Origin of the sequence: Bacteroides sp. 1_1_14 (genome assembly GCF_000162515.1) — a bacterium.
GTDB classification, from domain to species: Bacteria; Bacteroidota; Bacteroidia; order Bacteroidales; family Bacteroidaceae; genus Bacteroides; species Bacteroides thetaiotaomicron.
In genome coordinates this window covers 42,809-58,867 of sequence record NZ_GG774705.1, presented here as the reverse complement: position 1 = coordinate 58,867, position 16,059 = coordinate 42,809, and the positions used below count along the sequence as shown (strand labels likewise).

Genomic DNA, 16,059 nt, shown 5'->3' with positions numbered 1-16,059 from the left:
CGGTTTCCTTTTTCATCTGCCGTTTCTTCAAACTTTTCAAGAGCGTATACATTGGCATAGTCCACATCATTTCGGAGAAACGCAATGGCGGTGTTCTTGTTGAAGTGTCCGTATGTGCCGACAAAATCATCGTATACTTTGTTGAGTTTGTCAAGCAACGGTTTAAGTCCCTCATCGCTTTCATTCGCAGTCTGATAGGAAAGGACTTCCGCAAGAGCTTCCTTGATAGCGGTGTATGCCTCAAAGCATTCCACTTTCGTATGCCCCTTTACCTTGTTGGTATTCACTTCGAGAGGTTGTGCGCTTGCAGTTGAGTTGATGTATAGTTTTCCGTCTTTGACAAACACTTCGCCAATCTTCTTGCCGGGCATTACATCGGTGGCAAGCTCGGTATTGCGCTCACCAAATTCCTCTGCTCGGAATGAGCGGACAAATTCAGCCAACATTTCTTCCTGTTTCTTATTCTGTTTAGGATATAAGCCTTTGCTGGTCGGGCGGAAAGTATCGCCTTTCTCAAATGCAAAGTGCATTTCACCTGCCATGTTTTCGGGGTGTTCAATGAAATAGCGGTTGTAGTCCATTGAAAGCTGCCTAATGACTGGTATCTCCTTGCCTTTAACCTTGCGTGTTTCCCCGGTATCGTACTCTGCCATGCGCTCTCCGCTCACATCACTTACATCAATGGCATGGATAGACTTCTGCCCGTTCACACGCTTGCGGATAACAACGATGTCAGAGGTTACTCCGGTGCCACCGAAAGTCTTGTTGTGCATACGGAAAGCACCCACGAAGTCTGCGCCTCCCTCGCTCACAATCCAGTCACGGAGTTTCTTACTGTTGTCAAGCGTACCATTGGACGTGATGAAGATACCCAAACCGCCCTCACGCAGTTTGCGCACATTCTTTGCTATACAGAAATCGTGTATGTTGTGGAATTTCTTCGACAGGTCTTTGTCGCCCGTGGTATCATTCACACGGAGTCCGGTAACGAACGGAACATTAGTAATAGCTAAGTCCACACTTCCATTAGGAATACGTGTCTGCTCAAAACCCTGTATCTCTACTTTGGCATCAGGATAAAGGAGTGAGAGAATGCCGCCCGAAGTCCCGTCAATCTCAATAGCATGGATGTCGCTGTGCTCGCTGATATTTGTAGGCATCTGCCCCAAAATGTTGCCGATACCTGCAGAACCTTCAAGAATGTTGCCTCCCTTGAAACCCATTTGTTCGGCAATGTCCCAAAGAGTATCTACAACGTATGCCGGAGTGTAATAAGCACTGTTTGCACTCATTACAGCCTCTTGGTATGCCTTTTCGCCAAGCAACTCACGGAGTTTCTTCGCAATAGGATTGAGAACATACGATGTACCCTCGTTGAAAGCCTTACCCAATCCGCCCCAACCGCTGAACTTTCGGAGGGTCTGCATTTGCTTTTCGGTAGCCTGTTCACCGCTTTCAAGCAACTGCTTTGCCAACTCAATAGCCTTGATATTGGCTTCGATACGTGCATCTACCGATGTAGGGGCATGGTCTTTGCCACGTTCCGAATGGTGGTTGCGGGTATTCTTTTTTTCTTCTACGGAATCTGAAAGTCGAGGTCGCACAGTCCTATCGACTGCATTGCCTGTTCTTTCTCCTCTGTTGTCAGTTGCTCGACTGCTTTGTTGTTTACTTCCGCTACCTGTTTCAGTGCTTCTTGATAATCCTTGTTCGTGTCGATTATCGTTGGCTGGCATTCCTTCGGAGCGTTCTGCATCAGTTCTCTGTAATCCATTTTCGTTGATTTTATCGTTCTTTATTAGACCGTCAAACAAACCTAACTCATTTGACTGCTGTAAATTTACTGTTTTTTTCTCACTCTTCTTGCGCGTTGAACGAGTTTTCTTTATACGTTCCTGTGCAACTTCAACTTCCCCCGCCACTTCCGCCTCTTTCGTTACGGTTTCAGCGGTGGCGAGTGCATCAATGCCGGACTTGTCAAAGTTGGCCACGTCGAACTTCTGCACCTCATCGTAAGAGGTCATGTCGGTATTAAATCCGTTTTCTGACACCTCTGGCAAATCTCTCGCACCATTGTAAAATGCTTTAAGGTACGGACGTATGGAATCACCCAAGTCTGCAATCATAGCCTTTGCATATTCTGCAAACTTCCGTGAGCCTTTCTCCAAATGGTAAACAGCCATTTCTGTACCAATAGCAAGTATTTCGGGGTCAAAACCAATATTCATTTGACCGAGTAACTTCTTACGCATACGCTCACGAAGTTCCGCATAACGCTCATCAGTAACAAGACGGTTACCACTCGCTTCAGTCTTTTTCTGTGAATTGTCTTGTTGCTGCTTACTCCGCATATCGTTGATAAGAGTTCGAGCTTCATTAGCAAACTTGTCTGCACTATCTTTGGTCAGGAAAATAATATTTCCTTCATGATAAACGTCTCCACCACGCTTCTCTCCTAAATCCATCACAGCCTGCTTTTCCGCATCAATCATCTTCATCAAAGTACGAACAGAATATCTGTTATCCATTTCTTTATCAACAACGAAATCTGTCCTGCTGTCATGAATTTCATCCTTTGCCTTGCGATCAAGTTCTCGGGTCTTAATTTTATTTTCAAGCAAAACTCCAACTGCATCCAAAACTTCTTGCATGCCATTCTGCGGATTGCGAAGAATGCCTAACATTTCCTCCGGGCTGTTGGTTGTCTGACGAAAACGTGCATCACCAATAGGTATGGGACCACTCACATCATCACGAGTCAAAGTCGTATATCCAGTTTCCTTATCAACAAAAACAGAGTATTGCCATACAGGGGTGTAGTCCTGTTTTTCATCCTTTGCTAGTGCTTTGGGTTCAGTAAACAGCACATCACCATCATTTACAGCCTGTATATCCAACATTGATATGGGAGGTTGGCCTTGTGCATCTACTGCGTACTCTGCTAATCGTTTGGCATCTTCTTCGCTACGCATCATAAAGCCGTGTTTTTCCCTATCCCACCAACCTTTCATTTCTTTGGCGAACATACTTACATGCTTTTGAACTTCCTTGCGCAATTCCGATTGGAACTCAACAAGTTGCATGTCTAACACCTTACCTCGCTTGGTGATGTACTGCGCCGGAGTAATGGTGTACGGAGCATCAGTCGGTGCAATCGCTTCTTCAGTAGAAGCGTCTTGTTCCAACTTGCGTTGTTCGGTAAAAAGGTCGTTAATTTCAGAAATAATACGAGCCTCCTCAAAAATGTCGCTACGGTTGTGCGCTGCTTCTTGTTCCTTGTGCAATTCTTCAATACGGGACTTGACTTCTGAAAGTCTGTTGCCTTGCGTGCCGGAACTTTGCCCCTCGATCGTCTTTACAGACCTGTATTCCGAAAAAGCCTTGGTCTTGCGATGGCTGCTCTCTATCCACTTCTCGAACTCCTCCAAGTTAACGCCCGTCAGCATCGTCTTGTGCTTCTTCGCCCAATTTCTGTCATAATTAGCAAGTAAGCTGCTTCAGCATCGTCAGCCTCATTGAAGCCCAGCATAACCTTGTGTTCGTCAAACGTGCCGTCCTCGTTATATTGGTCAACCACAAACACCTTGCGACCATTCCACCCGTCAATATCATCAGAGAGGAACACGTCTATATGGTCGCCGTCTACACCTTCCGTGCCACGAATATAGCCATAGGTGTTCTGCATGGTCGTTTCCCATTTGTTGCCCTCTGTATCTATTCCACTACGAACGGATCCTTTCGGGTTCTCAATGGTGATATTGAATGTACCAACCTGCACATGACCTTTCTTATAATTGCCGGCTTCTTTCTGTTTCTCCGTAGGAGTAGTATCGGTTTCTTTCTCTGCCACTGCAACGGCATTGGCTAAAGACGAAGATGCATCAATATAATTAACAACATCCAATAAATCTCCGAATGTTTGACCGTCATACTCATAAGTACTACCTGTATAATTACCTTTCGTATCGGGTGCATCAACTTTTATAACTTTATGAGTACCATCAACAATAATTGTCTGTTTATAAGTATCGCCATACTTTCCGCTTTCAACCCAATCATCTTCTTGAACTTCAATGCGTCTTGCTATTTTTGCACTAAGTTGATTGTCAGTATCATCAGAAGATAGCATTTCTTCTTGTGATAAAGAAGGTTCTATTTCGCTTTGTTCACCAATGCTTTCAGTTCTTCCTGTATCATCGGTTGTCCCATTTCCGTCCTCAACTCGTTCTCTTGGCGTAAGAGCTCCATTGCTTCCTTGCTGCCCTCGTTGGCTTGTTGCAGTATCGCCAACCAATACATTGCTTCGCTGTTGTCCATTGTAATCTAAATTTAATGCTTCTTTAATAGCCTGTACGAGCGTCCGAGGGGTATTGTCCGGCTGTTCGAACAGAGTTTCTTCCTGTGTACCTTGTATAAGGTCATAAATCTTGCCGAATGTGTTTTGAATGAAGCTTTGGCTTTCACCTTTATACATTGCGGCCAAATGCAAGACAAAGTTACTGAAATTATCAGCAGGGAGATAACTTTCCCCTGTAACATCATCCATTTGATACTGGCGTTTCCAGTTTTCTACAGCAATACGTGCTTCCTTGAAATTCTTTGCCTCTGCAAACATTTTATCTTGGGACAAAGCATAGTAAGCGCGAACGGAATTCTGTATCTCATCTACCATTCGTTCACTGTTCGGACTGTCATAATCACGGAAAGCAGTAGCAAGAATAGCCTTTTGTGCTTTTACCGGCAATACGTTGAACATTTCCTCCAACCGTGTGCTGCCGTCCTTGAAGATGCTTTGATACATGATGCCACGCAAATCATTCTTGGATTCAGGAGTTAAGTTGCCCTTGCTGTCAAACGCACTCTTGTATTGTGTGTGACTGATGAAACCTCTTTGACTCATCCATTTTAGAACATTTGCACCATTGGCATCCACAAGTCCGGCAAACGACATTTCATCATCCGAAGTCCTAAGCAACAGGTTGGCAAACGAACGCATTTCGGTTCCCATGCGCTGCAAGGTGTTTTTAGGTTTGATACGTTCAACACCTCCACTTTCTGTGTCTTGTGCAACAAACTGACCAAGATTGAGGGCTTCTGTATCGTCCACATGAAGCATATTTACCAACACCGGGCTTTGTATGGGCGCAATGTCCTCGGCACGCAGTCCAAACTCTTCCGCATGGTCTTTCAGGTATTGTCTATATGCTTCGGCCTGTTCCGAATGACTTTCCCACATCAGGCGCAAGGCATCACTACGGTTGTTTCCCTGTATTACTTCACCACGTTCGTTTACGGTCGGCGCACCGGTGTAAGCGGTAATACTTGATGTGATTTCTTCCGGACGAATGTTCTCGGCGATTTTCCGTGCAGACAATACGCTTGCTTCGTCATTGCGTTCCTTTGGTTGCGCTTCATCAATAAAATGCAGAGGATTGCGCACACCTTGTATATGACTCGGTTGCAACAATGACGCATCAATCACAGTCACATTGCCGGGAGCCACTACATCATTGCTAAATTTCACATTCACCTCTTTGCCTTGTACAGCCTGTAATGGTTCTTGTCTGTCAACCTTATGGCCGTTTACACGTCTATATCCTCTTGCACGAGCATCTTTAGGAACATCTTCCACTATATCGGGAACTCCGTTAAGTGCTTCACGTTCCTTGCGTTCTGCTTCCTCACGCTCTGCACGCAATTTTTCTTCTTCCGCCTTGCGCAATGCGGCAGCTTCATCGGCAATGCGTCTGCGCTCCGCATCTGCTTCCATTTTTCTGCGGTTGGCAGTGCCGGCTATCTTTTGCCAGATGGACAATTCCTGTTTGGCTGCATCAATTGCCGCTTTGCGCTCCTTTTCAGCTGCGATCTTCTCTGCAATAGTGTTTCCACCAGCAGATTTCGTTTTCTCGACTTTCTTCAATACTGCTTCCTTGTCCGCAACCATTCCGTCAGCCACGGACTGGGCCATAGCTTCGTCTCCCTCTGTTTGCTCAACAATAGCATCCCAAGCAACATCCGGGGTTTCCGCCTGTTCATAGATAGGATTACCTTGTTCATCTTTAGGGATTCGTTCTAATACAGACGCTTGCAGCTGCTGTTCCCCCAGAGAACTTTCTGCCACTTCCGAATTATCATTCACACTTGAATCGGCAATCTCAACAAGTTGCCCATTGTGTTCTATCAGCATGGAATCAAGCTCTTCACGGGTAAACATATTCACACGCTTACCATTCAAGGCATCTTCCGTATAAACTTCATATAGTCCATCGGCATCCACATCGGCGGTGATGTTACCACGAATACCTATACCATTTTCATCACGGAGCGTCACAAGGTCATTCATTGCATATTGCGGTCGGTCTGCTTCCTGCTCTTCCTGCTGCAAAGCAAGGTTTTCTTCAGCTCTCTGTTGCTCAAACTCTGCGATTCGTGCAATGTTAGATGCATCCACAACTGTTGGATAGCCTCTTTTGCTATAGGGAATACATTTGTTCCGTCTGTCACATTGATAGTTCCGTCGCCATTGTCTATGATTCCGTTCTCATCTGAAACTATTGTGACCTGTATTTGCGAACCGCCTTCACCGGCAATGGTATAGGTTTCGCCCGGATTGAATGTGACAACACCATCAATCTTATCCGCAGCTTCACGTGCAAATTGTTCTCTGATAGATTGTGCAACCAACTCCTTCTGCTCGTATGGGTCTTGTACATCATCAATAGACAATATAGCATCGGGAGATACTTGTTCAAGCCCACCTGTGTCCGCATCACGAACAATGATGCTATTGTCAGAATCAGTCACACTTACACCGCTACCATCTGCATATGGTACAAGAGTCCCACTAAGAACATACACCTTGCGTTCATCCTGCTTCATGGTTGCCCCCTGTATCATACCTGTCTTGCGGTTCACACGTGCATCTATCATCGAATTGCTCTGTTCCACCCGTCCGTCTATATCATCACGTACACGTTGAATCATGCCATTGTAAACCTGCTTGGCATTGATATAGTCGATAACAGAAGACTTATCCTCATCACTCCATTGCTCATTCCCGTTCACAAACTCCAATGCGGCAATCGGATTCTCTTCAATCATCGCAAACATATTCTCATCTGCAAGGTCTGCCACTTGTGTTCGATGGTATTCGTACAGGTTCTTCGCATCGTTCATTTCCTGCGAGGAAGTAACGTTGTATCCGTCAAGATAACTGTCATTTGCCTGTTGTTCGCTTTCACTTTGAACACCGCCACGGGACCGGGCCATAGAAGCAAGATTGAATCCACGCAAATTCAACGAACGTTCCATATAATTCAGTACGGCTGCTTTCTCATCAGCGGTAAAATCTTTATCACCGGCAACAAGTTCCGCAACTTCACCGATATTCTCATTGGTAGTAAGGTCAAGTGTTGCCTTCAACGGCTCCCATACTTCTTTTCCAAGTAATTCATTCACTTTTGCATCTGCTTTGTTCACGCCATGCTTCATGGATGCATAATTTGCGGCAGACAAGGTATGTTTTCCTGCCCCCATCACCCCCATAGAGAGTGCCATTCCACCCCAAATATCACCGTGAAATTGTCCAGTTGCAAATAAGTTAGTACGTGTGCCGTCCGGATTCTGCTGATAAGCATCATCAAGACTAAGCATTGTGCGCCACAATTGACCGTAGTATTCTTCAGAGACTTCACCAACATAATCACTGACACCCATTTTATTGAACATCTGATGAGTTTGTCCCATTATGCTATTCAATGCACCGGCATCTGCCTTTGAGAGTACACCTCCCAATCGCTTTGCCCCTAGAACATTGGCGAGTTTACTCATATTACCAAGTGTAAAAATGGGATCAAGGTGCGCACCGAACATTTCCGAATAATTCTCAATGATAGCATTGGCTTCACCTTGCCATATTGCACTTCCCCAGGTCTTATCATTGGAGAAATCATAGTTACCGTTTTCATCAACAACCACATCACCTAGCTTCCGGTCAATGATGTCAGAGACCGTTTTTCCTGCCTGTATGGTGTTTGTCATCGCCGGAGCACGTACAAGCAAATCATCTGCGGTTGTCCCAAGCGCTTTGATAGTCCAATCTGTTGCGTACTGTCCTAACCCTCTGACACCATTCTCTTTAATATAGGATTTGAACCCCTGGTGAGCCATTTTTTCAGCTGTTTCTTTACCTATGACCTTTGCGGTGACTTTAGTGCTTCCTTTTGAGAATGTAGACAAACCCTTAAATCCGCCACCAGTCAAAATGAAATCCAACATAAATGAAGGCATATATCCAGTCATGACACCGGCTCTGTTCCAAAAGTCGGCATTTCCACCGTATCTTTCCTCTGCCTGTTGTTTCTCATGGATTGCACCCATCATCATATCATGAGATTCACGCTCGCCCTCTGTGGCATTATCACCTTTAAGTTTGTCGGCATTCATCATGGTCATGGCATCCGCCATATCACCCATACCGAAATCCCACGTGCGTACATCACCCATAGTACGACCAAAACCACGCCAAAAGCCTACATCAACCCCATTTTCACGGTCTTTCTGTTCTTCAAGGTTCTTGATGAGCTCTTCTGTTTCTCTAATGGCTACTCTCAATGTGCTGTTTTCCTTGTCTGATTGCTGGCGCGGTGTGTAAGTGGCTGCTCCCAATATGGCAGCGAGCGGCGCTTTGTTCTTTTCCGTTTCTTCTACCCATTCTTTATGCACTTCGGAGGCTCTTTCCGCTTGCTTAGCTTTTAACTCCTGCAAACGGAGATTAGCCTTGCGTAACTGTCCGCCGATTGACATATCGGCAGCTTGTCGGTACCGGAAACTCTCGATGTCAGCAAGAGGTTTACTAGTAGTCTTGTTACCAAGTGGAGTAATATATGTTTTTTCCAGTTTCCCATTTTCAGGATTAAACTGCATTTTACCCTCTTTAGTTTGCAATCCGAGATTCAACCCGTATTCTTGTATATTATCTACACGTTCATTTGCGTCTTGTATCTGTGTTTCCACATTCTGCATCATACGGTTTGTACTGGCAATCATCTCTGCTTTCTCTTGTTCGGTAGGTTGCCACGCCTGTTCTGTTTGTACAGCAGACTCCGGTACAGGTGTTTGAATCTTTCCGAAACCTATATTATTCTCAAACTCTTCAAACGGTTCCATCTCATAACCTTCTTTCACTAGAGCATCATAAGCTGCCTTGCGTTTTGTAGAATCCGATAAGTTCTTGCGGAAATCTTCTTCACTCTCCATATCGTAACCATCAGAAACAAACGTATCGTATAGTTTCTTTATTTTATCCTCATTTTCAGGCATAATGTTTCATTTATGATGTTGGACTTTTCTTTTTATTACTACTATTATCTCCGGCTGTTGGACTTTTCTTCTTATTCGATGCCATTTCAACTTCACCGGCAAGTTGGCTGATAGGTTTTGGAGTAGAGACATTCTTTTCTTTTGCCCCCATTACATCATTTTCTGTGGTTTTCACATATTGGTGAGTCTTAATACCTAACCGTTTAGCCTCACGCTGCACCGCTCTCTCATAATCTTCTTTCGTATCATAGTAAGTGGTCTTACCATCAATAGTAAGTGTCATCCTTTTCTTATTGCCGCCACTACCACCACGGTTATAATACCCAGCTCTAGCATTGGATGCGGAAGCAGAAGCTTTTGAAGCGCCCGCTTTAGCCTTTTCAGTTTCAAGTCTAGCCTTTGCAAGATCATCAGCATATTCGGCCTCCACTCTTTTACGTTCTGCATCAGCTTCGGCTGCTGATATTTTATTGTTTTGGAGCTTAACGTTGAGATCAAATATCTGGTTATCTCGTTTTTCCTTTGCGTCCGCAATGGCATCGGCTCTTTTCTCGCGTGCTAACTGATGTCTCCAATTACGATCATCTCTCGCTTTGACATCATCAGCCTGCATAGCACCGAACAGGCCGCTCAAATAAGCCCGGGCATTCTCATTACGTTCTTTCATTAATCGATCATACCTAACCTGTAACCTTTCCGAAGCTGTGTTTTTTCCACTATACATATTCGGTGCACCCTGTGTTGTAAAGTACAGATTGGAGAGAGCAGATATGCCATCACCAATTGCAGCAAAAATTTGGTCACGTTTCTGCTTTTTCTTCTCTTTAGCAAGTTCTTCGTCGGTCGGTGGAGTATAAGGATTAAGTTTCTTGAACAGTTCAGCATATGAAAGGGCACCACCGTCCGAGCCTTCTTGCTTGGTCGGAGGGGGCGGTGTAGTAGTTGTGTCAGGTTTAGGTGCGGTAACAACAGGAGCCGTAGCCGCTTTTTGTTCCACCCATTCCTGTGTACCCTTTACAGGTGGAGGTGCAGAAGAACCGTCTTGTTGCTGTTCATGCCATTCTTTAGAACCTTTCGGAAAAGGTGTGCCACCTCCATTGCCTAATATATCATCATATGTCGCCATAAGTTACCTCCACACATTAAAATGGCATTTTGCTTGCCGCACTCGTTACTCCTTGTACGGCTCCGGCTATCGCTTCTGCCTTACCTTTTTCTAACTGATTGAGTTGCTCAACAAAAGCATTGTCATTCTGCATATAGGTGGCCTCGATGTTGTCTTTGCGTGCATCCGCCTGTGCTGCAATCTGTGATGTTGCATCAGCAAGAGCCTTGCTATTCGCTTCTTTTGTAGCTGCTACACTTTCATCAGTACCGCCCATTACAGCCTGTATACCAGCTGCCTGCTTATTACGGTTCTTGATACTCTCTTCCGTCTGCGTGAGAATACGTTGCGCATCGGCTCGTTGCGTATAATCCTCATTGTACCTGCGATCATACCAATTTTGGTTCTTCTGTCGCTGCGCCTCAACGTTGCTCTTAATTTTCTTCATTGCTTTCGATGCAGAGATACCGCCAAATATGCTACCTGCCGCTCCTATAGCACTTCCAATTAATCCCATAAAACCTTTGTTTTAATTATTAAAAGTTATACCTCATTTGCGAAAGTAAGCCCTTATCTTCGCAACATCATTTTATCTTTTTACACTAATAATCATTATGGTATGGCAAAAGGGAAAAAGACAGGAGGACGACAAAAAGGAACACCTAACAAAATAACAGCATTGGCCAAAGGCATGATTGAAAAATGGCTTGAAACTCACAATACGATACCTGAAGGGGATATGGCACCGCTAATAATGCAAGACTTTTTAGAACTTGATCCTAAAGACCGAGTGAAGGTTTCTATGGAGTTCATTAAAATAATTATGCCGAGAAACATCAGCATTGATGATAACGAAATTCACCTTACCATTGAAGATAAGTTGGTCGAACTTGCTGGGGATGAAGAGGACGACGAAGAATAATCTACTTCTCTCTACTTTAGACGCGAGGAGTTGCTTACCCTTAGGGGTAATATAATACAGTTTTGCTTGAAAGCGATATCCGAAAGGATGTCGCTTTTCTTCATAAAAACAAAAACCTACAAAGAAAAAGTTCCTTGTAGGTTCGAAAAAATCAGAAGCCCTTTCCTTTCTGCCGCTGATATACTACCGTCTGATTCTTATCAAGATTGACGATTTTAAACATCACCATAGAACGGTTAGGAATATCTTCGGGTAACATTGTCACAAGTCGTGCTATAACATCGTCCACGTTGTTGAATCCTACATCAGTCAACTCTGCAACTTTCTGCCCATTGTGGTAAGCCGCCCCATTTACCATATATCGGAATGATAATCTAAAATGCGTATCTTCCTGCTTCTGCTCGCGAACAGATGTCTTACCGGAGAAGAAAATGAAATCAACCACTTTCTCGTTTAATTCCCAAGCAGGTGAATAATCTATCTTTATATAACCCCGTGTTACCTTATGTCCAGCAGCATGATTCATCGCAAATGCAACCTCATCAATTGAAGCTCTCACGTCATTCTGTGCCACAGTACCCCACGTGTGCCGGAATGTATAGACCGAATACCGTTCTTCTTTTGCCATTCCCATGGCCTCACATATTTGCCTAATTCCACTGTTAACATTGGAACCAAAACTGTCAGATGTTGTCATACGCTGATAAAAATTGAACAGACGATCGTCATCCTCCTTCGTATTGAGATATTTATCGAAGAGTGGTTGAATAATTGCCGGCACGCGCATTTCCATATATGCACCGTCGGCACGAAACTTCTTTGTCTTGGCACGCTGATAGTGAATGATGCCGTTCCGATAATCCTGCTTTTTCAAATTGTATAGATCGACTGTGTTGATTCCTGCCAAACAAAGCACCATCATGGCTATATCACGTCCAAACTCCGTCTGTGGATATTTCATCTTACTTTCCGGCAGAGGAAATGAAAAGAATTCCCGACACGCTTCGGGTGTAATGGCTAGTTTTTCTGCACGATCTGCCGAAGGAATCTCCACTTTCACCCATGGATTAGTCTTTATACGAATAATCCCATTATCATAGTCGTTATACTCCAGAATAGCAGCTTTAAATACTTGTCGCATACAGATAGGATACATCTCCTTAGCTCGGTGTGTCTGTTCAAGCGACTTAATCCACCTATTCATCAAGTGCGATGTAAGGTGTGAGAACATTATCTGCGTTGTTCCTAAAAAACGCTCCAGATGTTGCAATGCCAGCTGATAGTTCTTAGCATTACGTTGTTGACCGTTGTCAATCATTCGGTTGATATGCTTTCGTGCATAATCTGAAAAACAAACGTCATCATTCCCACTTGCAAGAAACTCGACTACTTCCTTGACTGTCCAATACTCGATATTTTTGCTATTAAGCCTCTCCGTATACTCCAATATTCTCTGCGAACAGAATTGCAAAACATACGGGTCTTTAATCTCATTAGTTTTGGTGAGTTCCTTCTTCGTCACCATCTTGTCTGTCTTAATGAACGCAGAGCTTCGATGATGAGTCACCCGGATATACACCGGATAAAATCCGTCAGCCCGTGCCGTTCTCACTACTGCTTTCAATGTTGCCATTTTATATTCGTTTTATAATTAAACATTCTGTTTGGGCGTACTATGTTCCAAAGCGATTGTTCCGTGTTCCAATGTGATTGAGGCAAAACGCCCGTAACTTATTGACTATACGGAAAAAGCATTTGTACAACACTTGTACAACACTGTTGTCAAAACTGCATAACTATTGTACAACATTTGCGTTTATTCTACTCATTTTTTGTGCAAAATGCACGTACATTTTTAAAATACAATAGGCGGTAAGCCTTTGTAAATGAAAAGCATACCGCCTAATTAACTGAATATCAGCTATACCGCCTTTATCCCTCGATTGCTGCCTGAGCCGCTGCTAATCTTGCGATAGGCACCCGGAACGGAGAGCAACTAACGTAATTCAAACCTACTCTATGGCAGAACTTCACTGAAGACGGTTCACCACCATGTTCGCCACAGATACCGCATTTCAAATCCGGACGGATAGCACGGCCCTTTTCTGTAGCCATACGTACCAACTGACCTACACCGTTCTGATCGAGCACCTGGAACGGGTCTACTTTCAGAATCTTCTTTTCCAGATAGACCGGAAGGAAGGAAGCGATATCGTCACGAGAATATCCGAAGGTCATCTGAGTCAAGTCATTCGTACCGAATGAGAAGAATTCAGCAGATGAAGCGATACGATCAGCAGTCAGAGCTGCACGAGGAATTTCAATCATAGTACCTACTTTGAAATCAATGCTGTCGCCCACTTCTTCAAACAACTTGGCAGCCTCTTCACGAATCACCTTCTCTTGTTCCTTGAATTCATATAAAATACCGGTCAACGGAACCATGATTTCAGGATGAGTCTCTACTCCTTCTTTCTTCAGTTCAAGAGCAGCACCCAAGATAGCGCGTGTCTGCATCTGAGTGATTTCAGGATATGTATTTCCCAGACGGCAACCGCGGTGACCCAACATCGGATTGTGTTCACACAGCGATTCTACACGTTGCTGGATATATTGCAGGCTTACACCCATCGTATCAGCCATTTCCTGCTGTCCCTTCGTATCATGAGGAACAAACTCATGCAAAGGAGGATCGAGCAGACGAACAGTCACCGGACAACCGGCCATTGCTTTAAAAATACCCTTAAAGTCGGCTTGCTGATACGGAAGAATCTTAGCGAGTGCTTTACGACGTCCTTCTGCATTTTCTGCCAGAATCATTTCGCGCATTGCCTTGATCTTTTCACCTTCGAAGAACATATGTTCCGTACGGCAAAGACCGATACCTACTGCACCAAAGTTACGTGCTACTTCCGCATCGTGAGGAGTATCCGCATTGGTACGTACTTGCAGACGGGTATATTTATCTGAGAGTTTCATCAAATCGGCAAAGTCTCCGGAAAGTTCGGCAGCCTGAGTTTCTACCTTACCATTATATACTTCGCCTGTACTACCGTTCAAAGAAATATAATCGCCTTCTTTCAAAACAATGCCGTCAATTTCTACTGTACGAGTCTTATAGTCGATATTCAATGCTCCTGCACCGGATACACAGCATTTACCCATACCACGAGCTACCACAGCAGCATGAGAAGTCATACCACCACGAGCTGTCAGGATACCTTCGGCAACTGCCATACCAGCCAAGTCTTCCGGAGAAGTCTCGATACGTACCATTACCACTTTCTTTCCGGCAGCATGCCATTCGGCGGCATCATCAGCGAAGAATACAATCTGACCGGTTGCAGCACCCGGAGAAGCCGGAAGTCCGCGAGTCAGCACTTTCGCCTGTTTCAAAGCAGATTTATCGAATACCGGGTGAAGAAGTTCATCCAGTTTGTTAGGTTCTACACGCATCAAAGCAGTCTTTTCATCAATCATTCCCTGACGGAGCAAGTCCATTGCGATTTTCACCATAGCCGCACCGGTACGTTTACCGTTACGAGTCTGCAGGAACCATAACTTACCTTCCTGCACGGTGAATTCCATATCTTGCATATCTTTATAGTGGTTCTCCAATTTAGTCTGCAATGCATCCAGTTCCTTATAGATTTCCGGCATAGCTTCTTCCATTGAAGGGAATTTTGCAGCACGAATATCTTCTGTCACACCTGCCAGTACAGCCCAGCGCTGAGAACCAACCTTCGTAATCTGTTGTGGAGTACGGATACCGGCTACCACATCTTCACCTTGTGCGTTGATCAGGTATTCACCGTTGAAAAGGTCTTCACCTGTACCGGCATCACGAGAGAAGCAAACTCCTGTTGCAGAAGTGTCACCCATATTACCGAATACCATAGCCTGTACGTTTACAGCTGTTCCCCATTCATCAGGTATACCTTCCATCTTACGATAAAGGATAGCACGTTCGTTCATCCATGAATCAAATACGGCACAGATAGCTCCCCAAAGTTGTTCGTAAGCACAAGTCGGGAAATCTTTTCCGGTCTGTTCTTTCACAGCGGCCTTGAACTTCTTCACAAGCTCTTGCAGGTCTGCTACTTCCAGTTCGTTATCAAGCTTTACTCCTTTTGATTCTTTTACTTCTTCAATGATTGCTTCGAACGGATCGATATCTTCCTTGTTCGTCGGCTTCATGCCCAGAACAACGTCACCGTACATCTGTACAAAACGACGATAAGAGTCCCATGCAAAACGGGCATTACCAGTCTTGCGGATGATACCTTCCACCACCTCGTCATTCAGCCCCAGATTCAGAATAGTATCCATCATACCCGGCATAGACGCACGGGCACCTGAACGTACAGAAACCAACAATGGATTTTCGATATCACCGAATTTAGATTTCATCAATTCTTCTACACGGGCAATGGCCTTTACTACTTCATCTTTCAGCAACTCAACCACTTTATCACGTCCCAACGTATTATACTCCGTACAAACTTCTGTAGTTATTGTGAATCCGGGAGGAACGGGAATTCCAATTAAATTCATCTCGGCAAGATTGGCACCTTTACCACCTAACAAATTCTTCATGTCGGCCTTTCCTTCTGCCTGACCATTTCCAAAGGTATAAACTCTTTTTTTATCCATAATATTGTGTTTAAAGTTACATTATGATTTTTTTCTGTTCGCAAATCTAAGTATATTT

General features: G+C 44.3%; 7 protein-coding genes and 1 pseudogene. 1 reads left to right on the top strand and 7 read right to left on the bottom strand.

The genetic code is table 11. From position 1 onward, the window contains the following. The 5 genes and pseudogenes from HMPREF9007_RS27650 to HMPREF9007_RS14710 all read right to left on the bottom strand — a co-directional run. Positions 1-3,446 (bottom strand): annotated as a pseudogene (locus tag HMPREF9007_RS27650) (hypothetical protein); the annotation flags it as partial. Next, positions 3,440-6,451, bottom strand: a complete 3,012-nt coding sequence (locus HMPREF9007_RS27645; protein ID WP_008761275.1) for a hypothetical protein — start codon at positions 6,449-6,451, stop codon at positions 3,440-3,442. The pseudogene HMPREF9007_RS27650 and the gene HMPREF9007_RS27645, both read right to left, overlap by 7 nt. Beyond that, on the bottom strand, positions 6,340-9,321 hold the full coding sequence (locus HMPREF9007_RS27640) for a hypothetical protein (protein WP_008761274.1): 2,982 nt from the start codon (positions 9,319-9,321) through the stop codon (positions 6,340-6,342). Before HMPREF9007_RS27640 ends, HMPREF9007_RS27645 begins: the two co-directional genes overlap by 112 nt. 10 nt (positions 9,322-9,331) lie before the next feature. Then, on the bottom strand, positions 9,332-10,447 hold the full coding sequence (locus HMPREF9007_RS14705; protein ID WP_008761273.1) for a hypothetical protein: 1,116 nt from the start codon (positions 10,445-10,447) through the stop codon (positions 9,332-9,334). Positions 10,448-10,463: 16 nt separating this feature from the next. Further along, on the bottom strand, positions 10,464-10,943 hold the full coding sequence (locus HMPREF9007_RS14710; RefSeq protein WP_008761272.1) for a hypothetical protein: 480 nt from the start codon (positions 10,941-10,943) through the stop codon (positions 10,464-10,466). 102 nt (positions 10,944-11,045) lie between these two features. Here HMPREF9007_RS14710 and HMPREF9007_RS14715 point away from each other — a divergent pair, with 102 nt between their 5' ends. Beyond that, positions 11,046-11,348 (top strand): hypothetical protein, encoded by a 303-nt coding sequence (locus tag HMPREF9007_RS14715; RefSeq protein WP_008761271.1) that lies wholly within the window; start codon positions 11,046-11,048, stop codon positions 11,346-11,348. Between the two features lie 151 nt (positions 11,349-11,499). Here the strand turns inward: HMPREF9007_RS14715 and HMPREF9007_RS14720 are convergent, their stop codons facing one another. Next, positions 11,500-12,981: a phage integrase SAM-like domain-containing protein gene (locus tag HMPREF9007_RS14720; protein ID WP_008761270.1), complete on the bottom strand. Its 1,482-nt coding sequence runs from the start codon at positions 12,979-12,981 to the stop codon at positions 11,500-11,502. 299 nt (positions 12,982-13,280) lie between these two features. Next, positions 13,281-16,001: a pyruvate, phosphate dikinase gene (gene ppdK / locus HMPREF9007_RS14725; RefSeq protein ID WP_008761269.1), complete on the bottom strand. Its 2,721-nt coding sequence runs from the start codon at positions 15,999-16,001 to the stop codon at positions 13,281-13,283. Positions 16,002-16,059 lie beyond the last annotated feature (58 nt).